We start from the raw sequence: 26924 nt of genomic DNA on the forward strand, positions 1-26924 counted from the left end.
ATAAGTAAAATGAAGCGTAAATTTGAAAGGCAATCATTAGCACTTTTTTACTGTGGTTGCAATCCCGCCATTTAATTGGCACGCAAATCATTCCACATTTTACCCTGCAAAAGTACAATTCATTTTGATAATATAAAAGGAACTAGAAGAGAAGTATTTTTTAGGGATACAACTTTCATGCTTAGCCTGTTTTTTAGGGCATACAATCTAATTATTGCCGTCGGGCAAGAACTCCTTACACTTTTGGTGTTGTTCATGTCATAATTCATATGTGTTTTATTACATTTGTAGATGAATAGGTGAGCTTGTTAAATGACAAAAAAACGTATCCAATTTCTAATCAATCCAATATCAGGGGGGAAGAGTAAGAAAGGGTTTGAAAGACTGGCCAGAAAATACCTGAACGATGAGCTTTTTGACGCAAGTTTTACGATTACAGAAAGAGCGAAGCATGCATCAGAGCTAACCAAGCAAGCTGTTCGCGAGCAAGTGGATTTAGTGGTCGCTGTTGGCGGCGACGGTACAATCAATGAAATCGCGAAGGAATTGCTAAACACAACGACGCCATTGGCTATTGTACCGGAAGGTTCAGGAAATGGCTTAGCACGTTATTTAGGGATTTCTTCTGAGGTATCGCAAGCCATTGCAAAAATAAATAAGGGAAATATTATTACGATTGATAGCGGTCTGATTAACGGGAAAGCTTTTTTTAATGTTGCAGGAATGGGCTTTGACGCGCTTATCAGTGATCGCTTCGCAGAAAACATGACGCGCGGTCCGGTAGGTTATTTGAAGATTGTACTGAAAGAAATTAGTCGATATAAGCCCCAGGAGTACACCATTTGCATCGATGGAAAAAAAATACAGCGCGAAGCGTTCATGATTAGTATCGCCAATTCTCCTCAGTATGGAAACAATGCTTACATAGCACCGGGCGCATCGGTTGATGATGGTTTACTGGATGTATGTATTATTAAGCAATTTCCGTTAATCCAGTTCCCTGTAATGATTTATCACCTATTCAGTAGAACAGCGCATCAATCAGATTATGTCGAGATTATTAAAGGAAAACAGATTCTGATCGAACGACCACGTAAAGGTCCGGTGCATCTAGATGGGGAACCTTTAACACTCGATAAAAACTTGTCTATAGAAGTTTTGCCTTCTTCTTTAAATGTTGTATGTTAGCAAAAGGCTTTAAAGAACCGCATTATGGCTAAACAAAAAAGGAAACAGTTTGACGGAATTGTCTATTCAACCGATAATAACTATAATTATCCGGAAGAAGAATCTTTTGCGTTGGAAACTTTACCTCCCGGCAAACAGCAATTGCGTATTCAATTGGATAAAAAGCAACGCGCTGGGAAGGCGGTAACGCTGATTACTGGTTTTGTTGGAAAAGACGAAGATTTGGCGACTTTAGGCCGGCTGTTAAAACAACGATGTGGGGTGGGAGGAGCAACCAAAGACGGAGAGATTATTATTCAGGGTGATTTTAGAAAGAAAATCGGCGAAATCTTAAGTGCTGAGGGCTATAAAGTTAAACTAATAGGTGCCTAGGAAGAAATAAGAACTTTTTTTGAAATAATTTGCCTAAAAACACAATATTACCTTACTGCCAACGTTTACAATTTCGTCTGAAAACACTTAAACGCTATTTAAATTTTACATTTGAGATTAGGTGAGAAAAAACCGAAGACATAGTGTTCTTTTTACACTTAGTTTAGGCTGTTGGAAGAGAATAAATTAACCGTATTTAGAAAGGTGTGATAATGACACATTCAAATGCACAATATTAACGAATAGATGCCGGAATCGACGTTTTTTTTATGTCATTTATTTGCAATTACAAAAAAAAATAGTTTTTATTGTAAAATATTGTCTTCGAAAATGAGGGCAGTGACACAGTAGAGCTCTTTTTTGGCGTTGATGCCGCTGTTGCACGTTGGAAGGAGAGATATTTAAAAGTTAATATTGCATAAATTTGTTTTTAAATCTAAAATTATAAATTTGCTTTTGCCTTTTTGACGAATAAGAAAAACGGCAAAGTGTTTTGTACAATTAAAAATTAATCCATAAAAACTAAAAACTAAAAAATCAAGAAAATGGCAAACGCACCAAAACCAACCCCGGCTAAAAAAGAGAGCAGCTCAAAAGGTTCTAACGTATTTGCAAGTCTGGCAATTATTATCTGCCTTATCATAGGCGCATTGGTATGGAAATTTGTGATGGGAGATCCAGGAAACTTCCAAGGAGGGGATCCGGAAGGCGAGCCTATGCCAGGGAACTATTTTGCAATGGTTTACAAAGCGGGTTACATCGTACCGGTACTATTAGGTCTATTATTGATGGTGATCGTTTTCTCGTTCGAGCGTTTCTTTGTAATTAGCAGAGCAGCTGGAAAAGGAAATGTAGATGCTTTCGTATCAAAAGTACAAGGCTTTCTTTCTGCAGGAAATATAGATGCAGCTATCGCTGAGTGTGATAAACAACAAGGATCTGTAGCGAACGTAATTAAATCCGGTTTGTACAAATACAAAGAAGCTTCTGTTGATTCAACTTTAGATACTGAGCACTCTGTATTAGCGATCCAAAAAGAAATTGAAGAGGCTACAGCATTGGAAATGCCTATGTTGGAGAAAAACCTAACCGTTATCGCTACTTTAGTTTCCATCGGTACACTGACAGGTCTATTAGGAACAGTAACAGGTATGATCAAGGCGTTCGCGGCTTTGGCAACTGGTGGTGCTCCTGACCAAGCGCAGTTGGCAAATGGTATTTCGGAAGCACTTATCAATACCGCAACCGGTATCTTTACTTCTACCATCGCTGTAATCATGTACAATGTGTTTACTTCTAAAATAGATAAATTGACTTACTCTATTGATGAAGCAGGTTTCTCAATCGTTCAAACTTACGCGTCTAAGCATAAATAAAAAAAGAGTGAAAAATTTCATAACGGTTTATGGAAAGGTTATGGAATTTGCATCACTACATTAGAAACTAGTTTTTTATTTTACTTATAAACGTAAAGAGATGCCAAAGATTAAAGTAAAAAGGGCGAGCACAACCATTGATATGACGGCGATGTGTGACGTGTCATTCCTGCTGCTTACGTTCTTTATTCTTACCGCAACAGCTCGCCAACCAGAGCCTTTACCGGTAGATACCCCCGCATCAACGGTGCAGATTAAAGTTCCGGATGCAAACTTGGGTACAATTACCGTGGGAGGAGATGGTAAGGTGTTCTTCGGTGTTGCCGGTCCGAACGTAAGAGTACGTATGCTGGAAAGAATGTCTGAAAAATATAGCGTCGGTTTCTCGCAAAAAGAAAAAGAAAGATTTTCGCTGATGGAAGGCTTCGGCGTTCCTTTCAAAAATCTAAAGCAAATTATTGCGATGGATAATGCGGAGCGAAACAGAACGGGTCTGCAACCGGGTATTCCAACAGATTCTGTAGGAAACAGCCCTTCTGAGTTACATGAATGGATTATAGCCGCTCGTTACGCAACAAAAGAAATTAATAATGCGGAAATGCGCGTAGCTATAAAAGGTGACGCTAAAGAACAATACCCTGCTGTTAAGAAGGTGATAGATATTCTCCAGGGACAAAAGATCAATAAGTTTAGTCTGGTAACTAACCTTAGAACGGAGGATTACGGTAAATAATCATTAAAAATATTAAGAAATGGCAGAATTAAATACCGGTGGTAAACAGATGCCCCGGGTGGATTTAACACCCATGGTTGACTTAGCGTTCCTTCTGATTACCTTCTTCATGTTAACGACCAGTTTGGCTAAACCGCACGCGATGGATGTGGCCATGCCAGATAAGGATAAGGAAAACAAAGATGATAATCTGGAAGTTGCTGATAATAGATCAATGACCATCTTATTGGGCGCAAAGGATAAAATCGAGTACTATATGGGCCAATTGGAAAAGCCAATTGACGGTCCAACAGTAGTAGATTATGGTAAGAATGGAATCAGACCCGTCCTGTTGAAGAAGATGAAAGATGTACAAGCAGCGACGGGAAAACCGCTCATTGTTATTATCAGACCAAGCGACAATTCTAACTACCGAAACTTAGTAGATATACTGGATGAAATGAAGATCATTAATGCACAACAATATATGATCGGTGATATTAGTACTCCAGAGGTTGAATTGCTTAAACGTGAGGGAATTTATTAACAAAGGGTTATCCCAAAAAATGAAATAAGAATGTCTAAATTAGATATATTTAAACCGCAATGGCTTGATGTAGTCTTCGCAGGACGCAATAAAGCGTATGGCGCTTATGACTTGCGCACCATTTCGCCTAAATATACCTCACGAGCATTACTCATAGGTACTATATTGTTTGTAGGCTTGGTAACATCGCCTATGATCATCAAGGCGATTCGAGGTGAACAAGAAGAGGCACCGGAAGAAGTGATTGAAACAGAAGTGGTTCTGTCAGAACCACCTCCGGTAAACGAGGAAGCTCCTCCTCCACCGCCACCTGTTGAACCTCCTCCTCCACGTGTGGATCAGGTTCGGATGCCGCCACCTAAAGTGGTTCCGGCTGAACAGGTGCGTGATGAAGAGCCCCCAACTGTTGAAGAGTTGAAGAAGGCTGATCCAGGGCCAAAAACGATTGCTGGAGATCCTACTGCTGATATACGTATTGATATGCCGGTAGGTGAAGGGCCAAAAGACGCCCAGGTAACGGAGGAAGGTTCGGGTATTATGGACTTTAATGCTGTGGAAGTACAGCCTTCGTTTCCGGGAGGGTTACCAGCTTTCTATAAATGGGTTGGAGCAAATTATAGATATCCGCAGATGGCAAAAGAACAAGGTGTGAGCGGATCCATTCACGTATCGTTCGTGGTAGAAAGGGATGGATCGCTGACCGATATTAAAGTATTGCGCGATTTGAAATACGGTACAGGTGAAGAGGCCGTTAGATTATTGAAATCTTCGCCAAAATGGAAACCCGGTATTCAGAATGGGCGCCCGGTACGTGTATCTTACTCGCTGCCTATTAAATTGAACCTTCAAGGAATGTAATTTCATGCTTGAACGTACCAATAAAAGTAATGATAGACAGAAATCGCCCGCAAAGCGATTTCTGTCCATTTTAGGACTTTGTATGTTTGGGTTCTATTTTGTGCTTGGATTGATCATTATTTTTTGGAAAGATTTTCCGCTGAGCCTCGATAGAACGTATCGTATTTTGTTCGGTTTATTGCTTATTGTTTACTCTTTTTTAAGATTTGCAAGACTCTGGCAGAACCAACGAATAGGAAGAGGAGGCTGAAAAAAGCTGTACCGGAATGTCGTTTCCCTAATCAATGCCTAACCATGAAAAATATCCGCATTATTCTGTGTGTAGTATTAATATCGATCGTAGCGATCTCTTTCGTTGCATGTAACAATGCACCGACAAAGGACACGCAAGGGATCCTTACCGGCCGTGCAAATGTACTGGTTGATGAAACTATTGCGCCTATTATAGAGGATCAGATTGATGTGTTTGAAAGTAGTTATACGAACGCAGAATTGACCATGATTGCAAAATCGGAAAATGAAGTGGTCCGCGCTTTGTTGAAGGATTCGGCTCAACTGGCTATAATAACCCGTGAGCTGACAGAAAAGGAAGCAGAATTTTTCAAGTCAAAGACAATATATCCCAAAACCGTACGTTTTGCTACCGATGCGATTGCTATTATTGCCAATAAAAGTAACCCTGATTCAACGATCGATGCGAATGATATCATTCAGATCATGAAGGGACAAACGGTAGCTAAGGTAAAGGCATTGGTGTTTGACAATGCCAATTCAAGTACGGTTGCTTATTTTAGAAATTTGGCAGGTGTAGACAAATTACCTGATCAGGGTGTCTACGCGCTTAAAAGTAATCGCGAGATATTGAAATATGTGAACGAAAATCCACAAAGCGTAGGTGTTTTGGGGATTAATTGGATTACGCAACCGGAGGCGGAGTTGGCACCTCTTACCGAGCATATAAAAGTGCTTGGTGTTAAGAATCAGCAAGGAAAGCCAGGTGATGATGGATATTATAAACCAACGCAGTCGAATTTGGCGTTAAATTTGTATCCTTTCACCAGGTCTTTGTACTGCATCAATGTGCAAGGAAAGGAAGCGATTGGCTTAGGCTTTTCTTCTTTCTTGTATGGCGAACGGGGACAAAGACTTATTTTGAAGTCCGGCCTATTGCCCGATAGTATCCCACCAAGGGAAATAATAATAAGAAATTAGTATATTAGACTTTAAATAAATTAAAAAGAACAATGAAAATGATAAGAAGAGCAGCAAGTGTAGGTCTTGCGATTGCTTTCATAGCTTCCGGGGCTTCTTATGCACAAAGTCTGCAAGATGCACAGGTAGCAATCGATGCAGAGCAATACGCGAAAGCTAAGTCAATTTTAAAGAATTTAGTTCAGAACAAACCGAAGGATGCCGAGAACTATTTTTATCTTGGAGATGTCTATTTGGTAACTAATTATCCTGATTCGGCAAAGACCTTCTTTCAACAAGGGCTTGAAGCTGACCCCAAAGACAACTTAAATAAAGTAGGATTGGGTGCTGTAGCGCTCGCGCAAGGCAATGGAGCTGAAGCTGAAAAGCTATTTACAGAAGCTACAGAGAAAACAAAGAAGAAAGATTACCTGGAAAATTTATACGTAGGCCGTGCTTATATGAATCCTAATTTGGAAAATCCGGATTATAAGAAAGCACTGCCTTACTTGGAAAAAGCAAAAGAAGCCAATCAAAAGGATGCCTTGATTCCGTCTTCTTTAGGAGATGCTTATTTCGGTATGGGCGATGCAAGTAATGCCTATACGAATTATCGTGACGCCTATGACTTGGACAATACCTTTACGCGTGCTCGTGTACAAATGACCATTATCTCTAAGCAAGCACGTGCGTTTCCGGAAGCGATTCAGGATTTAAACACAATTATCCAAGAGCATGCGGATTATGCCCCTGCTTATAGAGAGCTCGCAGAAACGTATAATGCTTATGCGCAATTCGCTACGAAGTCGGAGGATTATAACAGTCGTATTCAAGAGGCGTTAAAGGCTTATAAACAATACATGGATCTAACCGACTATTCATTGGATTCACGTATGCGTTATGCCGACTTTATGATCAAAGCAAGGGATTATAAAAACCTAGAGGAACAAGCGAATGAAATGGCCAAATTGGATAAGGTAAATCCGCGTATCTTGCGTTATTTAGGTTATGCTGCTTATGAGAATGGAAATTATCCGTCTAGCCAAAAGGCATTGACAGATTTCCTTTCTAAAGTTGAAGATAATCGGGAGATTCCACAGGATTATTATTTCTTAGGGCTCTCCGAAATTAGGATTGCAAGTGATACCACCAAAGCAACCGACACGACGCTATTGGCTCAAGGGATTGCGAATTTAACAAAAGCAGTTCAAGCGGACACTACATGGAAAACGGCCGAGGATGTTAGCGCAGAAGCAAAAGAAACATTTGATGCAAAACGTTTTGAGTTAGCAGGTGCTTTGTTTAAAGCGGCTGCACAAGCTCCAAAATCGAAAACATATAATTACGATGTGTTCTACTGGGGTTATGCACAATACTTTAACTATGCCATGGCTTACCAGGCACAAAAAAACCCTTCTAAAAGTATTTTGGAAGATGCAATAAGCGCTTTTACAAAAGTGAATGAAGTTGCGCCGGATATGGCCGAAGGATTCTTGTTCAAAGCAAGGTCAGAAAGATTGCTGGACGATCCTGAAAATCCAAAAGGTTTGGGTGTTGAAACCTTTAAGAAGTATATCGAAGTGGTGGAAGCAAAAGGAGCAGAAGCGCAAACTGCAAACGTAAAGAGAAGTCTTTCAGAGGCATACGACGTGGTTGCTGCTGACTTGGTGAACAAGGAAGATTACCAAGGTGCGCGCGATTTATTGGAGAAATCATTATCGGTAAATCCAAATGATGAGTATGCGAAGCAAACATTAGAGCAATTGAAACCTGCTGCTAATCAACCTTCAGCTCAACAAAAGTAAAGGTTAAAAAAGTTTAGAAAAAGCGCCTGCTTATCTTAGCAGGCGCTTTTTTTTTGAGCAAAATCTTGAGTAATAAGTTGATAATCTAAGAAGTAAAATTTATGTTTGTACCATAAACAGACACTAACTAAACATAAACTATGGAAGCCGCTACAAACAGTACGCCCATTGATTACTTACCGATCTTGCTACAAATGTTCGTCGCGATAGGCTTCGGCGTAACTACTATTATTGGTACACATCTTATCGGGCCTAAATTGCGCACGGATAACAAATTGAGTTCCTTTGAATCGGGAATTAAGGTAATTGGTAATGCCCGTCAACCTGTCTCTATTAAATATTTTATGGTGGCCATCCTTTTCGTGATTTTTGATGTGGAGGTTATTTTTATGTATCCTTGGGCCGTTAATTTCCGGTCCCTGGGCATAGAAGGGCTTATCGAAATGTTCATCTTTATGGGCTTATTATTACTGGGTTTTATTTATGTGCTCAAGAAAAGAGCACTCGAATGGGATTAAAAGTCGTCCGTTCATTAGAACGATTCTAAATACCCGCAATTTGTGCAGCTAACCTATTAAATTATTAAATTTGAGCATACCTGCTTTTAAAAGCAGTGGCATTTTGTGATGAATAATGCCATGACCGGTTGGCATTTAATACCTTTGAATTATGAGTGATATAAAATTAGCCCCAGCTCCTCCGGGAGTGACAGGGTCAGGTTTTTTCGCCACTACGCTCGATAAAGCTGTTGGGCTTGCCCGCGCAAACTCTCTATGGCCTTTACCATTTGCTACTTCTTGTTGTGGAATAGAATTTATGGCCACTATGGGGGCGACCTATGATCTTGCTCGTTTTGGTGCTGAGCGTCCCAGTTTTTCACCTCGCCAATCTGATATGCTCTTGGTAATGGGGACCATTGCAAAAAAAATGGGCCCTGTATTGAAGCAAGTCTATATTCAAATGGCGGAACCTCGTTGGGTAATTGCCGTTGGTGCTTGCGCCTCCAGTGGCGGCATCTTTGATACCTATTCTGTTTTGCAGGGGATCGATGAGGTTATTCCTGTGGATGTATACGTCCCTGGATGTCCTCCGAGACCGGAAGCCATCTTGGATGGTGTAATGCGCTTACAGGAAATTGTTCGAACGGAATCAGTTCGCCGACGAGAGACAGAGGAATATAAAGCCCTATTGGAAAGTTACGGAATACATAAAAATGGCTAAACTAGAAAACGAAACACTTATAGGATATTTACGGGAAGCATTTGGAGAGGAGATCAGCGGTGTGGAAGAACCATTCGGTTTATTAAGCATAACAACCGCTAAGGAGAAGATTTTAGAAGTACTTGCTTTCTTAAAAACCCATAAAGATTTACAGTTTATTTACCTGACGGACATTACCGCTGTCCACTATCCGGAGCAAGCGCTTAGCATCGCCGTGGTATATCATGTACATAGCTTGGTAAATAATCGTAGAATTCGAATCAAGGTGTTTCTGGATGGGAATAGGCCAGAAATACCGTCCGCTACTTCAATATGGAATGGGGCGAATTGGATGGAACGCGAAACTTACGATTTTTTTGGTGTGCTATTCCAAGGACACCCCGATCTACGTAGAATCCTTAACGTAGATGAAATGGAAGTGTTTCCCATGCGAAAAGAGTATCCATTGGAAGATCCAAATAGAGTAGATAAAAAAGACTTTTTCTTTGGTAGATAATCATTATGAGTGGACTGCGACCGAAATTAACGACAAATCACCTCATTTTTGAGGACAACGATCCACAAGATGACTTGGTCACCCTGAATTTGGGGCCTACGCATCCTGCAACACATGGTGTCTTTCAAAATGTATTGCAAGTAGATGGCGAACGTATTGTAAGCGGTGTTTCAACCATCGGCTATATCCATAGAGCTTTTGAAAAAATTGCAGAACATCGACCCTATTATCAGATTACGCCGCTGACCGATCGTCTTAACTATTGTTCTTCTCCCATTAATAATATGGGATGGCATATGACGGTAGAGAAGTTGCTGGGGATCGATATTCCAAAACGTGTGCAGTATATGCGGGTAATTATCATGGAGCTCGCGCGTATAGCCGACCATATTATTTGCAATGGCATATTAGGGGTGGATACTGGGGCCTTTTCCGGTTTTCTCTATGTAATGCAGGAACGTGAATTTATCTACGAAATATTCGAAGAAATTTGCGGTGCCCGATTAACGACCAATATTGGTCGTATAGGTGGTTTCGAACGCGATTTTAATGAAACTGCCTTTTCCAAGATCAAACAATTTGTAAAAAGATATCCTCCTGTACTGGCAGAATTCGAAGATTTATTTAATCGAAATAGAATATTTATAGATCGCACTTCGGGTGTGGCTGCTGTTGATCCGGAGACGGCGCTAAGTTACAGCTGGAGCGGTCCTATCTTGCGAGCAACGGGTGTTGATTATGATGTGCGCGCGAATGAACCTTATTCTTCTTATGAGGAGTTTGATTTCGATATACCTGTGGGAGAAAATGGGGATGTGTATGACCGCTATATGGTACGCAATGAGGAAATGCGACAAAGTATTCGCATCATTGAACAGGCTTTGGACAAAATTGAGAAGGAGCCTAAAGGTATCTTTCATGCTGATGTTCCTGAATTTTATTTACCTCCAAAGGAGCAGGTATATAATAATATGGAGGCACTCATTTATCACTTTAAAATCGTGATGGGTGAAATTGATACACCGAAAACGGAGGTGTATCATGCTGTAGAAGGTGCAAATGGCGAGCTCGGTTTTTATTTGATCAGTGACGGAGGTCGGTCGCCTTACAGATTACACTTTAGACGGCCATCTTTCATTAATTATCAGATGTACGCACCTATGAGTAGCGGTATGTTGCTTTCTGATGCCATTATTAACATGAGTAGTTTAAACGTTATAGCAGGAGAACTAGATGCTTAGTGTAAAGAAGAGCGAACCCGTAGAATTTCAAGCTGCGTTGATTGCAAAGTTTGATGAGATCGTAAAAAGATACCCTGAGGGTAGGCAAAAATCGGCTCTGCTACCGGTGCTTCACTTGGTACAGGCTGAGTTCGGTTGGTTAAGTGTAGACGCAATGGATAAAGTTGCAGCTTATTTACAGATAGAACCGATAGAAGTATACGAGGTGGCTACCTTCTATACGATGTTTTTCCTGCAACCGCAGGGTAAGTATATGTTGGAGGTCTGTCGTACAGGCCCCTGCTGTTTAGTAGGTGCTGAACGTATTATGAAGCATATTGAAAATAGATTGGGTGTGAAAGAAAATGAAGTGACGCCGGATGGTCTATTTAGCTGGAGAGGTATTGAGTGCGTTGCGGCTTGTGGAATGGGACCTGTTCTGCAAATCGGACCGAATTATACTTATTACGAGAACCTCACGGAAGACAGTGTTGATCAGCTAATCGAAGAATTAAAGCGCAAGTAAGTAAAATAAGGTGTAAGGTGTTTGAGGATAGAACAAAGTGTTAAAAGAATGAGCTGTTTTGTATGAAACTGAACGCTAACCACCGATTACACCAACAACGAATAACTAACAACGAATAACCATACGAATAGCTAAAGACTAAATGTAATGGCACGGAAATTATTATTAGAGCATGTTCAGGTACCTGGAATAAACACATTCGAGGTTTATCGCCAAAAAGGGGGATATCTGGCTGTTGAAAAGGCTTTGAAAACAATGAGCCCGGAAGATGTGGTGGAAGAGGTGAAAAAGTCAGGCTTGAGAGGACGTGGGGGAGCGGGTTTTCCAACGGGGATGAAATGGAGCTTCTTGGCTAAACCGGAGGGCGTGCCTCGGTATTTGGTATGCAATGCCGACGAATCCGAACCCGGTACCTTTAAGGATCGGTATCTAATGACGTATATCCCACATGCACTTATAGAAGGAATGATCGTTGCTAGTTATGCATTAGGAGCTAATACATCTTACATCTATGTAAGAGGTGAGATGATGCCTCAAATTCGTATTCTCGAAAAGGCCATTGAAGAAGCTAAAGCCGCTGGTTTTTTGGGTGCCAATATTTTGGGCACAGGATATAACCTGGAATTATATGTACAACCGGGCGGAGGCGCCTATATATGTGGCGAAGAAACGGCACTGTTGGAGTCTTTGGAAGGGAAACGAGGTAATCCACGTATTAAACCGCCTTTTCCAGCCGTGGCCGGTTTATATAACTGTCCTACTGTTGTCAACAATGTAGAGTCGATCGCTGCGACCGTACCTATATTGAATATAGGAGGAGAAGAATATGCCAAAATTGGTATCGAAAGGAGCACCGGGACGAAATTGATATCGGCATCGGGTAATATTAATAAACCGGGAGTATATGAAATCGAGCTGGGGCTGCCTGTAGAGGAGTTTATCTATTCAGATGAATATTGTGGAGGTATTGCCAACGGGAAGCGCCTAAAGGCGGTGGTGGCCGGAGGCTCTTCCGTTCCAATTCTTCCGGCTAACTTGATATTAAAAACGGCAAAAGGTGAAAATAGACTGATGACCTATGAGTCTTTGGCTGATGGTGGTTTTGCTACGGGAACAATGCTCGGGTCCGGAGGCTTTATTGTCTTCGATGAAGATCAATGTATTGTACGCAACACCTGGAATTTTGCACGCTTTTATCACCACGAAAGTTGTGGACAATGTTCTCCCTGTAGAGAGGGGACAGGCTGGATGGAAAAGGTGTTGCATCGACTCGAATATGGGCATGGCAAAATGAGTGATATCGACCTGCTGGTGGATGTTTCCAAAAAGATAGAAGGAAACACCATCTGTCCGTTGGGCGACGCAGCGGCATGGCCGGTAGCAAGTGCTATTCGTCATTTCAGAGACGAATTTGAATGGCACATAACACATCGTGATGAAGCGCAGATCGGAAATTATGGATTAGCGCATTATGCTGACCCCTTGACGGTAGCAGGATAAAGGTAAAGGTAAGCGGTTGATGGCTTTTAATAACGAATAATTCACAGCTAATAACTAAATATATGGCTGATAACGAAAAAATAAAAGTGAGTATTGACGGTATTACGGTTGAAGTAACACCGGGAACAACGATCCTGAATGCAGCACGACAGATTGGAGGGGAAATTGTTCCCCCTGCCATGTGTTATTATTCCAAGTTGCAAGGAAGTGGTGGGAAATGTAGAACTTGCTTGGTAAAAGTAAGTAAAGGTTCCGAGAAGGATCCAAGACCTATGCCTAAATTGGTTGCCTCTTGCCGTACCACAGTCATGGACGGTATGGAAGTTCAAAATATAACCTCAAATGAAGTACTTGAAGCTCGAAAAGGGGTGGTTGAGATGCTGTTAATTAACCATCCTTTGGATTGCCCTATTTGCGATCAGGCAGGCGAATGCCATTTGCAGGATCTGGGTTTTGAGCACGGTGCCGCGGCCACCCGTTATGAATTTGAAAGAAGAACCTTTGAGCGAATTGATATAGGAGATAAAATTCAGTTGCACATGACGCGCTGTATCTTATGTTACCGTTGTGTTTTTGTTGCGGATCAGCTAACGAATAAAAGAGTACATGGTATTTTGGGAAGAGGGGATGCCGCTGAAATATCAACTTATATTGAAAAGGCAATCGACAATAATTTTTCGGGAAATGTAATTGATGTTTGTCCAGTAGGCGCTTTAACTGATAAAACCTTCCGATTTAAGAATAGGGTATGGTTTACGAAACCGGTGGATGCGCATCGCGATTGCCCGGATTGTTCCGGTAAAGTTACCCTTTGGTATAAGGGAACGGAAGTGCTTCGAGTAACCGCCCGAAAAGATCAGTATGGTGAAGTGGAGGATTTCATCTGTAATACCTGTCGTTTTGATAAAAAGCATACGGCGGATTGGGTTATTGAGGGTCCTCGGAAAATAGAACACACCTCGGTAATTTCAGCAAACCATTATGAGACAATCAAACCACTGCCAGTTGTAAAAGAGAATCATAAGCTGCAAGAAGCCAATAAACATCAGTTTGAACGATCTGTTCGACTTTAATGTTTAATGTAAATGATAAGTACCATGTTGATAAACAGATTAGAATTTGATTTTTAATGGAAGCCGCATTTATAATAGAGAAATTAATACTGATCGTCGTTGTGTTTGTACTAACGCTCGTCATCGCTATGTATTCCACCTTGGCCGAACGGAAAGTGGCCGGTTTTATGCAAGATCGTAAAGGCCCGGACCGTGCAGGCCCCTTCGGTATTCTGCAACCTTTGGCTGATGGTGGAAAGTTCTTTTTTAAAGAAGAGATCATTCCTGCCGGTGCACACAAAGGACTTTTCATTGCGGGACCGACGATCGCTATCATAACGGCCTGTATAAGCAGCGCAGTGATACCGTGGGGTCAAAGCCTGCAAATCGGAGATCGGGTAATCGATTTGCAAGTAGCTGACGTAAATGTTGGAATTCTCTACATTTTTGGTGTTATTGCTTTAGGCGTTTACGGTATTATGCTGGGAGGATGGGCTTCTAATAATAAATTCTCTTTGATGGGTGCCATTAGGGCTGCTTCTCAAAGCATAAGTTATGAAGTGGCTATGGGACTTTCCATTATTGCACTCTTAATGGTAACTCAAACGCTTTCTTTAAAAGAAATTGTGGCACAGCAAAGCGGTTTTGTAAATTGGAATATATGGGTACAGCCTTTAGGTTTCCTTATTTTTGTGACCTGTGCCTTCGCGGAATGTAATCGTGTACCCTTTGATTTGCCGGAATGTGAAACGGAACTTGTTGGTGGATATCATACCGAATATTCATCGATGAAATTGGGACTCTACATGTTTTCCGAATATATCAATATGTTCGTTTCATCTGCAGTCATGTCGGCTCTTTATTTTGGTGGGTATAACTTTCCCTTTATGCATGATTTAGGGCTATCGCAAAATTGGATCACCATTATTGGTGTTCTCGTATTCTTTCTGAAAATATTTGCCTTCATCTTCTTTTTTATGTGGATCCGGTGGACGCTGCCTCGTTTCCGTTATGATCAGTTGATGAATTTGGGATGGAAGATTCTGATTCCCTTGGCAATTGCAAATATCGTATTGACAGGTATTATAACGCTAATTAAAGATACCTATTGGTAATAGGTATTGAACGAGCATAGGCTTAATATAGAAAAGATGGAACCTCTAAGTAATAGAAAAAAAGTTTTAGAGCAGAAACCGATGAATTTCTGGGAGCGGATGTATCTTCCTGCTATTTTAAAAGGGATGCGCGTTACCATAAGGCATTTCTTTAGAAAAAAAGCCACCGTATCTTATCCGGAAGTAGAGCGTCCCTATTCGAAAAATTATCGAGGAATGCATTCATTAAAACGCGATGAAGAAGGAAGAGAAAGGTGTACGGCTTGTGGTTTATGCGCGCTCTCTTGCCCTGCGGAGGCAATTACCATGATCTCTGCTGAAAGAAAGAAAGGAGAAGAAAATCTATATCGGGAGGAAAAATACGCAGCCGTATATGAAATCAATATGCTGCGATGTATCTTTTGCGGATTATGTGAAGAAGCATGCCCAAAGGAGGCCATTTATTTAGATGGTCCACATGTACCGGCGGATTATCTACGGAAAGATTTTATCTACGGTAAAGACAAACTCGTTGAGGAACGTTTTGATCTTCTTTCCTTGAAATAAGTGTTAATTAAAACAGATAACATATAAACTTTAGATTGTGAGCTTATTTTATTTTGTAGCCTTTCTTTCCATTTTCTTCTCGTTGATGGTGATCATTACCAAAAATCCGGTTCATAGTGTACTGTATTTGGTAATTACTTTTTTCACTTTCACGGTGCACTATATTTTGTTAAATGCGCAGTTTTTGGCGGTCGTGAACTTTATCGTATATATGGGAGCGATCATGGTGCTTTTTCTATTTGTATTGATGCTTTTGAACCTGAATAAAGAAACGGAGCCTATGAAATCGGTTTTAGTTAAGGTGATGGGGGCTGTTGCAGGGATGTGCTTATTGGTCACGATTGCGGGGTCCATACGCGTCATAGAAGTATCCAATCCTTTAGTCCTTAAAAGTCCGGATATAGGTCTTGTTAGCAATTTGGGAAAAGTGTTGTTTAGTGAGTTTTTATTACCCTTTGAAATTTCGTCTTTGTTACTGCTTACGGCGATGGTGGGTGCGGTCTTACTCGCAAAGAAAGAACAAAAAAGTATATAATGGAAACAATAGTAAAAGACTTACAGGGGATACCGTTGAATCACTATATATTACTAAGTAGTATTGTGTTTTCTATTGGTGTAATCGGTGTGCTTACCCGCAGAAATGTGATTATTATTATGATGTCTATCGAGCTGATGCTGAATGCAGTAAATCTTTTGTTAGCCGCTTTTTCGGCCTATCATGGTGATGCTTCGGGACAGGTATTTGTGTTTTTTGTGATGGCACTTGCAGCCGCGGAGGTTGCGGTTGGACTTGCGATCATTGTGATGGTATATCGAAATACCAAATCGATTGATATCAATTCGCTTAATAAGTTGAAGTGGTAAGGTGTAAGGATTATGATAAGCTGGGATCAATCTAAAATTTAAATCTAATTTTGAACAAAAATAAGCTATTCCTAAGACGTATTAGCTAACATAAATATCGTATGACTGGATTAATTTGGATCGTTCTTTTACCTTTAATTGGGTTCGTATTAAATGGATTAGGCAGGAATAGCCTAGGAAAGTCGATCATCTCATTTATTGGGTGTGGAACCATTTTGGCGTCCTTTTTATTAAGTTGCAATGTCTTTGGCGTGGTTTATACTGCGAGGCAAAGTGGGGACGAAGCGGCTTTTTCACAAACGATCTTTGACTGGATCAGCGCAGGTGATCTGCATATATCACTGTCTTTTTTGGTTGATCCGTTGAGTGCTATTATGTTACTGATTATTACCGGTGTTGGTTTTCTAATCCATTTGTATTCAACGGGGTATATGAAACACGATGCAGGATACGGTAAGTTCTTCGCCTACCTAAATCTCTTTATCTTTTTTATGTTATTGCTGGTTTTAGGATCCAATTATGTCGTGATGTTTATCGGATGGGAGGGTGTAGGTTTATGCTCTTATTTACTGATCGGTTTCTGGTACCGACATGCAGATTATGCCAGTGCTGCTAAAAAAGCCTTCGTTATGAACCGAATTGGAGACTTGGGCTTTTTGCTGGCGATCTTTCTCTTATTTCATACCTTTGGATCGCTCGAATTTAAGGATGTTTTACCAAAAGCTGCCGCATTTCCGGTAGGTGATTCCGCGCTGCTCTTAATTTCATTCTTACTCTTTATCGCCGCTACCGGTAAATCGGCGCAAATACCTTTGTTTACTTGGTTGCCCGACGCCATGGCTGGTCCTACACCTGTTTCAGCATTGATACACGCGGCAACCATGGTAACTGCCGGGATCTATCTAATCGCACGATCTAACATTCTCTTTACCTTATCACCGGTTACAATGGAGGTCATTGCGATCGTCGGTTTGTTGACCGCGTTATTGGCCGCATTTATTGCTGTTACACAGAATGATATTAAAAAGGTTTTGGCTTATTCAACAGTCTCTCAATTGGGATATATGTTTTTAGGCTTAGGAGTAGGAGCCTTCACAGGGGCGTTCTTCCATGTGATTACGCATGCTTTTTTTAAAGCCTTATTATTTCTGGGAGCGGGTTCAGTCATCCATGCCATGAGTAATGAACAAGATATGCGATCGATGGGTGGCCTAAAAAAGAAATTGCCTATAACTTTTCTTACGATGCTGATCGGCACTATTGCAATTGCCGGTATACCTCCGCTCGCTGGATTTTTCTCTAAAGACGAAATCTTAGCGCAGACCTTCGCGCATCATAAAATTTTATGGCTCGGTGGATTTATAGGTGCGCTGTTCACTGCTTTTTATATGTTTAGAATGCTCTTCCTTACTTTCTATGGTAAGTTCAGAGGTACTTTTGATCAAGAGAGACACCTTCATGAATCGCCTATGGTGATGACGTTGCCGCTGATCGTATTGGCCGTACTCTCTTTTTGTGGTGGCTTTTTGAATATACCGGAAGCATTGGGCGGACATGCCGGGCTTGCTGGTTTTTTACAACCTGTTTTTGCTGCTTCTGCGGCTAAAAATATAAGTGGGCATTTATCACATACAACGGAATATATATTAATGGCGATTTCGAGTATTGCCGCGCTTGCAATGGCGGGCTATGCTTACGTTGCTTATGTAAAAAAAGCGACTTTGCCGGTAGCCGATCATGAGAATCGAGGCGCATTGGAGCGATTATCGTATCGCAAATTTTATATTGATGAACTCTATGATCGTATCGTTACTCGACCATTAAATGGTCTTTCGAGCCTTTTTTATACAATTGATAGGAAACTCATTGATGGTTTTGTCAATTACCTAGGGAATGGTGCGTCACAAGCAGGGACTTTGTTAAGGTTACTGCAACAAGGTAATGTGGGCTATTATATTTTTTATATGGTGATCGGCATTATTGCCGTATTGGCTTACGGTTTATTTATAATTTAATCTGATAAGGTAAAGAAAATTCATGGATAATTTAGTTTTACTTCTTCTTGTACCCATAATAGGAGCCGTTCTATTAGCTTTTGTAAAAAATACGAGCTTAGCTAAGCCAATAGCATTCATCTGCTCACTTATAACACTCGGAATAACTATTATGATGCTGAGTGCTTTCTTACCGGATGCCAGTGTTCAATTTGAACAGAATATTCCTTGGATTCCGGCACTTGGTATCCACTTTCACGTGGGAATTGATGGAATCAGTATGCCATTGGTATTGCTTACCAATGGGCTCATCCCCTTAATTGTGCTCAGTACCTTTAAACAGCAACAAAAGGGAGCTTTCTATGCGCTTGTTTTGTTTATGCAAACAGGTCTCCTCTTGGTGTTTACTGCGTTAGATGCATTCCTTTTTTATGTTGGATGGGAAATTGCCTTGATTCCGATTTATTTTATTTGTGGCTTATGGGGAGGAGCGAATCGAGCGCGTGTTACATTGAAATTTTTTATTTATACTTTCGCCGGTAGTTTATTGATGCTCATTGCGATTATTTATCTGTATACCCAAGTGCCTACCGCCAATTATGAGTTAAGTTCTTTTTATGAACTCAGACTGGATGAAACAACCCAACGTTATATTTTTTGGGCATTTTTCATTGCTTTTGCTATCAAAATGCCTTTGTTTCCTTTTCATACCTGGCAGCCGGATACGTATGTTGAAGCACCCACAGCGGGTACGATGTTGTTGTCGGGTATTATGCTAAAGATGGGAGTGTATGGATTGATTAGATGGCTTCTGCCAATAGCCCCTTTTGGATTCAGTCAATATGGAGGTGTGGCGCTTAGCTTAGCTGTTATCGGCATTGTGTATGCGTCTATCATTGCATTTAAACAAAGAGATGTTAAACGATTGATTGCCTATTCTTCCATTGCTCACGTTGGCTTAATTGCGGCTGGGGTGTTTGTTTGGAACATTCAAAGCCTGCAAGGCGCCATGATACAGATGATTAATCACGGTATTAGTGTTATCGGCTTATTTTTCGTCGTGGATATCATTGCTCGCCAAATGGAAACGCGCGAGATACAGGATCTGGGAGGAATTGCGAAGACAGCTCCAACGCTTGCTCTTGTTTTTCTTATTATCGTTTTAGGCGCTATTGGATTACCTTTAACGAACGGTTTTATCGGTGAGTTTTTATTACTTATAGGCGTTTATCAGGCCGGCATCTGGTGGGCTGTGTTTGCCGGGCTTACCATCATTTTGGGCGCGGTGTATATGCTCCGCATGTACCAAGGCGTGATGTTAGGTGAAACAAATGAAAAAACGATCAATTTTAAAGACGTAAATGGGACGGATCTGCTTTTGCTGGGAGTTCTCGCGATTCTGATCATTGCTATCGGGATATACCCGAAGCCGTTACTTCATCTTTCTGAAGCCGCCGTTACGAATTTAATAGAGCAAGTTAAGCTTACGCACTAAGGGTTTGAAAGTTGATTAAGAAAGTATATCTGAAAAGAAATTAATAGAATACAAATGAGCGCAATTATTACATTGTCATTATTAGCAATACTCGTTTTATATTTGGGAATATTTAAAGCACCAAAGGCGCTGCTACCGATTTCCTTGCTAGGAATGTTGGCTGCTTTATTTTTTGAATGGAAACTTTGGTCTGCAGACGCTGCCCCACTTTATAGCGGAATGATACAGTTTGATAAGTTTGCCTTGGCATTTTCCATGCTGCTCATTGGTATTACGATATTGATTTTTGTGCTATCGAAAGGTTATTTTGATAGTATTAGTACGAATATAGCAGAATATTATGCACTCCTCCTCTTTTCCCTCACGGGTGCTTTGTTGGTAGTTGCTTTTCACAATCTGTCCATGCTATTCATCGGAATAGAAATTATGTCGGTCGCGCTTTATATTTTGGCGGGTATCAGAAAAAAAGATCTGGCCTCCAACGAAGCATCACTTAAATATTTCCTCATGGGCGCTTTTTCAACGGGCTTTTTATTGTTTGGTATTGCTTTGATTTATGGTGCAAGTGCCTCCTTCGATTTAGCGAAAATAAAAGAATATGTGACAAACAACGGCGCGGATATTTCTCCTTTGTTTTATGCAGGAATACTATTTTTGATCATTGGTTTAGCCTTTAAAGTAGGAGCTGCTCCTTTTCATTTCTGGACACCCGATGTTTATGATGGATCCCCCATTTTAATTACCACTTACATGAGTACTGTCGTAAAAACAGCGGCATTTGGTGGTTTCTTACGTTTATTCTCTGTTTGCTTTGAGCCATTACAGAATTTTTGGGCACCTATTCTGCTTATTATTATTGTGCTGACGCTCTTTATTGGAAATATAAGTGCATTGGTACAACAAAGCTTTAAGCGAATGCTCGCCTATTCAAGTATTTCGCATGCCGGATACATGTTATTCGCTATATTAAATATGGGCAGTCAGGCCAATGGTGCTATGCTGGTATATGCAGCTGCCTATTCAATTGCTTCTGTTACCGCATTTGCTGTATTAATTTTGGTAAAGCGAAGTGAAGGAGGGGAGTATTTCGAATCATTTAATGGTTTAGGAAAGACAAACCCATTTTTGGCATTCATTCTTACCCTAGCCATGCTTTCCTTAGCAGGTATTCCATTGACCGCTGGTTTCATAGGTAAATTTTTGATGTTTTCGGAAGCACTGTCTAATTTACATGTCACACTTGTTGTCTTGGCAGCAGTTAATGCCGCGATCGGTATCTTCTATTATTTTCATGTTATTATTAACATGTATTTCAAAGAAGGGAAGGTTCTTCCTATTGTCGCCAACAATAACTATAAAGCGGTATTGCTGATAGCTGCCTTATTGACCCTACTCATTGGAATTTATCCAGAATGTTTAAGCAGCTTAATATAATGATCTTAGCGATGCGGAGCATGTAAATTTTTCGTATGTTTGGATTTATAATGGTAGCTTTGTAGCTATATATGCAAGAATTCTGCTTATCTATTTTTCAATACTTTGATGCTGAGACCTTAATTCGGTCAGGTGGCTTCTACCTAATAGTATTCGTAATTTTTGCTGAAACCGGACTATTTTTTGGTTTCTTTCTACCAGGAGATTACCTGCTTTTTCTGGCAGGACTATTTGTCGCTTCAGGTTTATTAAATGTTTCCGTCTTCACCTTATGTTCAGGAATGATATTTGCTGGCATATTGGGGAATTTTGTGGGTTACTGGTTCGGATGGCGCACGGGTCCAATGCTTTTTAAGCGTAAAGACTCTTGGCTTTTTAAGCGTAAATACATCGTAATGGCCGAAGAGTTTTACAATAAATATGGGGGTGTCGCGTTAATTTTGGGTAGATTTATGCCAATAATACGTACCTTTGCTCCAATATTTGCAGGTATTGTGCGCCTGGATTTTAAAAAATTTGTTCTATATAACATAATAGGAAGTTTTTTGTGGGTATTAACCTTGACTTTAGCAGGATTTTATTTGGGCCGGCAATTTCCACAGATTATAGACTATATAGAGTATATTGTAATTGGCTTTGTGGCATTGACAGCTTCGCCTATTATTATTGCGATCATAAAACAGAGTTTTAAAAAGCATCCTGGAAATAAGGATAAAAAAGAAGAAAAAGAATATTAGTTAAGTTTAGAATTATATGAATAACGCACATCCGTGGCACAATGTATCTCCGGGCGATGATGTCCCTTCCTCCGTAAACGCAATCATAGAAATCCCTAAAGGTTCCAAAGCCAAATACGAAATTGATAAAGATAGCGGTCTGCTAAAATTGGATCGCGTGTTATTTTCATCCGTTATGTATCCGGCAAACTATGGTTTTATTCCCCAAACTTATTGTGATGATAAAGATCCATTGGATATTTTGGTGATCTGCTCGGTGGATGTAGTTCCTATGTCTATTATTGAAGCAAAGGTGATTGGCGTTATGCACATGGTTGACGGAGGCGAACAAGACGACAAAATTATTGCGGTAGCGAAGAATGATATGTCCGTCAATTATATTAATGACCTTTCCGAACTTCCGCCTCACACCATGAAGGAGATCGTTCGATTCTTCCAGGATTATAAAGCGCTGGAAGGAAAGAATGTAACTATTGAGAAATGGATGGGTAAATCTTTTGCATATACTTGTATCCAGGAGAGTTTAGAACTCTATCAGAAGACATTTATTAACCAATAATACATGGGCTTCCAAATTTTTGTCACATTATTTCTGGTGCTGCTCAACGGTTTTTTTGTTGCTGCCGAGTTTGCTATTGTAAAGGTTCGACTTTCGCAAATTGAGGTAAAAGCAAAATCCGGTAATAGCGTGGCAAAGGTGGCTAAACATATAACGCAACATTTAGATGGTTATTTAGCCGCCACACAGCTGGGGATTACACTGGCTTCCCTCGGTCTGGGTTGGGTTGGTGAGTCGGTGATGACGGAGATCGTGAATAAAGTCTTTGGCCTGTTTAACGTCGAGCTGACCGGCCAGATTGCGACTAACCTTGGCCATGTATTGGCCTTCTCTATCATAACGGTATTGCATATCGTTTTCGGTGAACTGGCTCCCAAATCAATCGCAATCCAACGCCCGGTAGGAACGACTATGGCCTTGTCGCTGCCCCTTCGGTTTTTCTATATCATATTCCGCCCTTTTATCTGGATCTTAAACGGATTTGCCAATTTTATTTTACGTATCTTGGGTTTTGGTGCTCATATTCACGAAGCACATCACTCGACTGAAGAGTTACAGTATCTTTTGGATCAAGGAAAGGAAAGTGGTGCGTTGAATATGGTTGAACACGAATTGATTAAGAATGTGTTCGACTTTAACGAGCGAGTAGTTAAGAACATTATGGTTCCGAGAACCAAAATTGTAGGTATCGAACTGAGTAGTCCTAAAGAAGAACTTTTGCAAACGATCATCAGTGAGGGGTACTCTAGAATTCCTGTCTATGATGAAACAATTGATAAAATTGTCGGAATTGTACACGCGAAGGATATTTTACCCTTGATGGTAAATAATAAAGAATTCGTGCTCAAAACCATTATCAGGAAGCCCTATTTTATTGCGGAGAATAAAAAGATAAACGATTTGATGAGTGAGTTTCAATTAAAACGCATTCAAATCGCGATCGTGCTTGATGAATTCGGTGGTACTGCCGGTATGGTTACACTGGAGGATATCGTGGAAGAATTAGTTGGTGAGATTCAGGACGAATATGATGAGGAGAAGCCAATTGTTGAAAAAGCATCTGATACAGAGTATATTGTAGAAGCGGCCGCTAGCGTACATGACGTTAATGAGTATTTGCCGTATGAGCTACCTGAAAGTTCGGACTATGACACGATTTCCGGTCTGGTAATTACCGTTTTCGACAAGATTCCGGATGTTGGCGAGCGAAAAGAATTTCACGGTTATATCTTCACTATTCTAAAGAAAACACAGCAGAATATTGAATATGTGAAATTGGAATTGTTACCTCGGAAAAATGAAAACGACGAAGAAGAGGATTGATTAACCGTGCATCTTTTTTATACACCCGATATTGATTCGAATGCCATTGAATACCTACTCAATGAGGATGAAAGCAAGCATTGTGTAAGGGTATTGAGGCTAGCAGTAGGGAATAGCATCGTATTAATTGATGGGAAGGGTAATTTATTTCGCGCTGAAATTACGGATAGCCATCCTAAGCGTACAAAGGTCCGTATTTTGAGTACTGAACGAAACTACGGAAGAAGAAATCATTATTTACATATTGCCATAGCGCCGACTAAAAATCTAGATCGGTTGGAATGGTTTTTAGAAAAGGCAACGGAAATCGGTATAGACGAAATTACACCAATCATTTGCGAGCGTTCTGAACGTAAAGAGGTAAAAGTTGAACGTTTGATGAAGGTGGTGACCGCTGCGGTAAAGCAGTCGCTGAGCGCTTATCATCCTCAAATAAATGAACCAATTGATTTTCATCGTTTTCTTGAGAAACCATTAGCATCCGAGCAGCATTTTATAGCTCATTGTTTAGATACACCAAAAACTACTCTAATGGAGGAAATAAAGCCAAGAGGTCGTTATTGTATCCTTATCGGTCCGGAAGGTGATTTTAGCCCCTCGGAAGTCGATTTGGCAACGGGGAAAGCATATCGGGCGATCAGTTTGGGTCGTACACGCCTGCGAACGGAAACAGCGGCTCTATACGCCTGTATGGAAGTTAATCTTTTGAACCGTGACTGATAATAAGCGGAAACCAAAGATTCCGCTCAATTATTTTAGTATCCGTTTAATCTTATTGGATTTCTTGATCAGTTTGTAGAATGATTGGTAATCTTCGGTCTCTAATAAATGCTGCATATTCTGTAACTGATGAATATGCTCTTCCAATACATCCATCACATTTTTTCGATTTTGCCTGAATATGGGGATCCACATGTCGGCCGAACTCTTGGCCAAGCGAACCGTAGATTCGAAACCTGAACTTGCCAGTTCAAAGATCCTTCCCTGAGATTTTTCTTTCTCTAAAACAGTAAGTGCTAAAGCAAAAGAGGTGATGTGCGAAATGTGCGAAACATAAGCCGTATGTACGTCATGCTCTTTCGCATTCATAAAAACTGTTTTCATTTCCAGTTGGTCTACCAATGCTTCGGCGGTATCAAAAGCGTCTTCATCGCTATTGGTTGCATCACAGTAAATCATTGTCTTCCCCGTAAATAGGTTAGGAACAGCGGCTTCCGGACCGGAATATTCTGTTCCGGCCATTGGATGGCAGGCTACAAATCGCCCGCGTTTCTCATGATTTTCAATCAGCGAAAGGAGCTTTTCTTTTGTTGATCCCATGTCCATTACCACTTGTTTGGAAGAAATCTTATCAAGAAGACTCGGCAATATGTTACAGATTACATCTACAGGTACAGCTAAAATGAAGATATCGGCGTCGGCTATAGCCTCTTCCAATAACTTACTTTCGTCGATAAGACCTAAACTAAGTGCTTTTTTTATGTTTTGCTCGTCTTTGTCAATACCAATGACCTTTGAAGCAAATTTTTTCTGTTTGAGCGTAATAGCAATCGATCCGCCTATTAAGCCTACACCAATGATGGCAATCTTCATTTTATATGTAATGGTTTATTTTTTTGCTTTAATTCTGTCAATAGCCTCCTGTAAGACAGCCTCTGTGGTACATAGGCTAACGCGTACGTACTGTTGCCCGGCACTTCCGAATATTCCACCTGGTGTTATGAAAACCGCTGCCCGTTTCAATACTTCATCACTTAATTCATAGCCATCTTTATAGCTTGTAGGTACTTTTGCCCAAACAAATAGACCTACCTGCGATTCATCAAAATCGCAATGTAAAGTTTGGAGAAGCTCATAAACTTTTTGTCGCCTACCTCGATATATTTTGTTAAGCTTTGCATACCATTCTTCATCCAATGCCAAGGCCGCCGTCGCCGCCATTTGCAGTGGTAAGAACATACCGGAATCCATATTACTTTTAAAACGCATAATCTCGTTAATCCGGTCATGATGGCCTACGAGCATGCCAACTCGCCATCCGGCCATATTACTTGATTTACTGAGCGAATTCAACTCCAGTGCAACATCTTTAGCACCCTCTATTGACATTAGACTAGTAGGTTGCTCTGTCAAAATAAAACTATAGGGATTATCGTGACAAAGCAAAATACGGTGGGTTTTCGCAAAAGTGATTAAATCTTTGAAAAAGGCTTTATCAGCTTTGGCACCTGTTGGCATATGAGGATAATTGACCCACATCAGTTTGACTTTACTTAAATCCTGTTTGGCGAGCGCTTCAAGATCCGGAAGCCAGCCATTGGCTTCCTGTAATCCATAGTATACACCTTTTGCCCCCGTTAATCGAACGGCAGAGCTGTAAGTTGGATAACCTGGATTGGGTATGAGCGCTTCATCTCCCTCTTGCAGATAAGTCATGCAAATGTGCATAATACCTTCCTTTGATCCGATAAGGGGCAGTACTTCGGTGTCTGGATTTAATTTTACTTGATAGTACTTATCGTACCAGGAGGCAATAGCAGATCGTAACGCGGGTACGCCTTTATAACTTTGATAGGCGTGCGTATTAGGTAGCGAAGCATAGTTGCTTAATGTTTCAATAACGGTTGGATGGGGAGGTAAATCGGGACTACCGATCCCTAAATTAATGACCTTTGCTCCATTTTTATTGAGCTCGTCGATTTCTCGTAGTTTTTTTGAGAAATAGTACTCTTCTGTATGTTGTAATCGTTTAGCTACCTCTATAAACATCGCATCTCTTTTAAGCGGCCTAAT

General features: G+C 40.6%; 28 protein-coding genes. 26 read left to right on the forward strand and 2 right to left on the reverse strand.

The genetic code is table 11. The annotated features are described in order from the left end of the window. Nucleotides 1-312: 312 nt before the first annotated feature. The 26 genes from RYH73_RS05055 to RYH73_RS05180 all read left to right on the forward strand — a co-directional run bounded on the left by RYH73_RS05055 (nucleotide 313) and on the right by RYH73_RS05180 (nucleotide 24851). The gene (locus tag RYH73_RS05055; RefSeq protein ID WP_335312299.1) at nucleotides 313-1188 is read left to right on the forward strand and encodes a diacylglycerol/lipid kinase family protein; all 876 of its coding nucleotides are present in this window, start codon (nucleotides 313-315) and stop codon (nucleotides 1186-1188) included. Between the two features lie 24 nt (nucleotides 1189-1212). After that, nucleotides 1213-1560 (forward strand): translation initiation factor, encoded by a 348-nt coding sequence (locus RYH73_RS05060; protein ID WP_335312300.1) that lies wholly within the window; start codon nucleotides 1213-1215, stop codon nucleotides 1558-1560. A gap of 545 nt (nucleotides 1561-2105) precedes the next feature. After that, entirely contained in the window at nucleotides 2106-2936 is an 831-nt protein-coding gene (locus tag RYH73_RS05065; RefSeq protein WP_335312301.1) for a MotA/TolQ/ExbB proton channel family protein, read from the forward strand. 100 nt (nucleotides 2937-3036) lie between these two features. Then, the gene (locus RYH73_RS05070; RefSeq protein ID WP_335312302.1) at nucleotides 3037-3669 is read left to right on the forward strand and encodes an ExbD/TolR family protein; all 633 of its coding nucleotides are present in this window, start codon (nucleotides 3037-3039) and stop codon (nucleotides 3667-3669) included. A gap of 19 nt (nucleotides 3670-3688) precedes the next feature. Further along, on the forward strand, nucleotides 3689-4195 hold the full coding sequence (locus RYH73_RS05075) for an ExbD/TolR family protein (RefSeq protein WP_335312303.1): 507 nt from the start codon (nucleotides 3689-3691) through the stop codon (nucleotides 4193-4195). A gap of 30 nt (nucleotides 4196-4225) precedes the next feature. Beyond that, nucleotides 4226-5053 carry an energy transducer TonB gene (locus RYH73_RS05080; RefSeq protein WP_335312304.1) on the forward strand — a complete coding sequence of 276 codons (828 nt, stop codon included), beginning with the start codon at nucleotides 4226-4228 and terminating at the stop codon, nucleotides 5051-5053. Nucleotides 5054-5347: 294 nt separating this feature from the next. After that, nucleotides 5348-6265, forward strand: a complete 918-nt coding sequence (locus RYH73_RS05085; protein ID WP_335312305.1) for a PstS family phosphate ABC transporter substrate-binding protein — start codon at nucleotides 5348-5350, stop codon at nucleotides 6263-6265. Between the two features lie 38 nt (nucleotides 6266-6303). Next, nucleotides 6304-8049, forward strand: coding sequence for a tetratricopeptide repeat protein (locus tag RYH73_RS05090; RefSeq protein WP_335312306.1), 1746 nt, complete (start codon nucleotides 6304-6306; stop codon nucleotides 8047-8049). A 140-nt stretch (nucleotides 8050-8189) separates the two neighbouring features. Further along, complete coding sequence (locus tag RYH73_RS05095) at nucleotides 8190-8567, forward strand: NADH-quinone oxidoreductase subunit A (protein ID WP_335312307.1); 378 nt, start codon at nucleotides 8190-8192, stop codon at nucleotides 8565-8567. Between the two features lie 151 nt (nucleotides 8568-8718). After that, nucleotides 8719-9270 (forward strand): NADH-quinone oxidoreductase subunit B, encoded by a 552-nt coding sequence (locus RYH73_RS05100; protein WP_335312308.1) that lies wholly within the window; start codon nucleotides 8719-8721, stop codon nucleotides 9268-9270. Then, nucleotides 9263-9766, forward strand: a complete 504-nt coding sequence (locus RYH73_RS05105) for an NADH-quinone oxidoreductase subunit C (RefSeq protein WP_335312309.1) — start codon at nucleotides 9263-9265, stop codon at nucleotides 9764-9766. Before RYH73_RS05100 ends, RYH73_RS05105 begins: the two co-directional genes overlap by 8 nt. 5 nt (nucleotides 9767-9771) lie before the next feature. Beyond that, nucleotides 9772-11007 (forward strand): NADH-quinone oxidoreductase subunit D, encoded by a 1236-nt coding sequence (locus tag RYH73_RS05110; protein ID WP_335312310.1) that lies wholly within the window; start codon nucleotides 9772-9774, stop codon nucleotides 11005-11007. Next, entirely contained in the window at nucleotides 11000-11512 is a 513-nt protein-coding gene (locus tag RYH73_RS05115; RefSeq protein ID WP_335312311.1) for an NADH-quinone oxidoreductase subunit NuoE family protein, read from the forward strand. Before RYH73_RS05110 ends, RYH73_RS05115 begins: the two co-directional genes overlap by 8 nt. Nucleotides 11513-11659: 147 nt before the next feature. Continuing rightward, on the forward strand, nucleotides 11660-13012 hold the full coding sequence (nuoF, locus tag RYH73_RS05120) for an NADH-quinone oxidoreductase subunit NuoF (RefSeq protein WP_335312312.1): 1353 nt from the start codon (nucleotides 11660-11662) through the stop codon (nucleotides 13010-13012). Nucleotides 13013-13074: 62 nt separating this feature from the next. Beyond that, the gene (locus tag RYH73_RS05125) at nucleotides 13075-14085 is read left to right on the forward strand and encodes a 2Fe-2S iron-sulfur cluster-binding protein (protein ID WP_335312313.1); all 1011 of its coding nucleotides are present in this window, start codon (nucleotides 13075-13077) and stop codon (nucleotides 14083-14085) included. Nucleotides 14086-14141: 56 nt separating this feature from the next. After that, the gene (gene nuoH, locus RYH73_RS05130) at nucleotides 14142-15179 is read left to right on the forward strand and encodes an NADH-quinone oxidoreductase subunit NuoH (RefSeq protein WP_335312314.1); all 1038 of its coding nucleotides are present in this window, start codon (nucleotides 14142-14144) and stop codon (nucleotides 15177-15179) included. Nucleotides 15180-15215: 36 nt separating this feature from the next. Then, nucleotides 15216-15725 carry a NuoI/complex I 23 kDa subunit family protein gene (locus tag RYH73_RS05135; protein ID WP_335312315.1) on the forward strand — a complete coding sequence of 170 codons (510 nt, stop codon included), beginning with the start codon at nucleotides 15216-15218 and terminating at the stop codon, nucleotides 15723-15725. Between the two features lie 37 nt (nucleotides 15726-15762). Next, nucleotides 15763-16260, forward strand: coding sequence for an NADH-quinone oxidoreductase subunit J family protein (locus RYH73_RS05140; RefSeq protein ID WP_335312316.1), 498 nt, complete (start codon nucleotides 15763-15765; stop codon nucleotides 16258-16260). Then, complete coding sequence (gene nuoK, locus RYH73_RS05145) at nucleotides 16260-16589, forward strand: NADH-quinone oxidoreductase subunit NuoK (protein ID WP_335312317.1); 330 nt, start codon at nucleotides 16260-16262, stop codon at nucleotides 16587-16589. Before RYH73_RS05140 ends, nuoK begins: the two co-directional genes overlap by 1 nt. Before the next feature lie 101 nt (nucleotides 16590-16690). Next, nucleotides 16691-18604: an NADH-quinone oxidoreductase subunit L gene (gene nuoL, locus RYH73_RS05150; RefSeq protein WP_335312318.1), complete on the forward strand. Its 1914-nt coding sequence runs from the start codon at nucleotides 16691-16693 to the stop codon at nucleotides 18602-18604. Between the two features lie 22 nt (nucleotides 18605-18626). Beyond that, the gene (locus RYH73_RS05155) at nucleotides 18627-20078 is read left to right on the forward strand and encodes a complex I subunit 4 family protein (protein ID WP_335312319.1); all 1452 of its coding nucleotides are present in this window, start codon (nucleotides 18627-18629) and stop codon (nucleotides 20076-20078) included. Between the two features lie 54 nt (nucleotides 20079-20132). Next, nucleotides 20133-21512 (forward strand): NADH-quinone oxidoreductase subunit N, encoded by a 1380-nt coding sequence (locus RYH73_RS05160; RefSeq protein ID WP_335312320.1) that lies wholly within the window; start codon nucleotides 20133-20135, stop codon nucleotides 21510-21512. A 71-nt stretch (nucleotides 21513-21583) separates the two neighbouring features. Then, a complete protein-coding gene (locus tag RYH73_RS05165) occupies nucleotides 21584-22249 on the forward strand; it encodes a DedA family protein (RefSeq protein ID WP_335312321.1) in 666 nt (221 codons plus the stop codon). Nucleotides 22250-22265: 16 nt separating this feature from the next. After that, nucleotides 22266-22808, forward strand: coding sequence for an inorganic diphosphatase (locus RYH73_RS05170; RefSeq protein ID WP_335312322.1), 543 nt, complete (start codon nucleotides 22266-22268; stop codon nucleotides 22806-22808). A 3-nt stretch (nucleotides 22809-22811) separates the two neighbouring features. Then, nucleotides 22812-24131 carry a hemolysin family protein gene (locus tag RYH73_RS05175; protein WP_335312323.1) on the forward strand — a complete coding sequence of 440 codons (1320 nt, stop codon included), beginning with the start codon at nucleotides 22812-22814 and terminating at the stop codon, nucleotides 24129-24131. A 6-nt stretch (nucleotides 24132-24137) separates the two neighbouring features. Beyond that, the gene (locus RYH73_RS05180; protein WP_335312324.1) at nucleotides 24138-24851 is read left to right on the forward strand and encodes a 16S rRNA (uracil(1498)-N(3))-methyltransferase; all 714 of its coding nucleotides are present in this window, start codon (nucleotides 24138-24140) and stop codon (nucleotides 24849-24851) included. 30 nt (nucleotides 24852-24881) lie between these two features. Here the strand turns inward: RYH73_RS05180 and RYH73_RS05185 are convergent, their stop codons facing one another. Then, a complete protein-coding gene (locus tag RYH73_RS05185; protein WP_335312325.1) occupies nucleotides 24882-25724 on the reverse strand; it encodes a prephenate dehydrogenase in 843 nt (280 codons plus the stop codon). Between the two features lie 15 nt (nucleotides 25725-25739). Then, complete coding sequence (locus RYH73_RS05190) at nucleotides 25740-26900, reverse strand: pyridoxal phosphate-dependent aminotransferase (protein WP_335312326.1); 1161 nt, start codon at nucleotides 26898-26900, stop codon at nucleotides 25740-25742. Between the last annotated feature and the right edge of the window lie 24 nt (nucleotides 26901-26924).

This window comes from Olivibacter sp. CPCC 100613 (assembly GCF_036959255.1).
Taxonomy (GTDB): domain Bacteria; phylum Bacteroidota; class Bacteroidia; order Sphingobacteriales; family Sphingobacteriaceae; genus Olivibacter.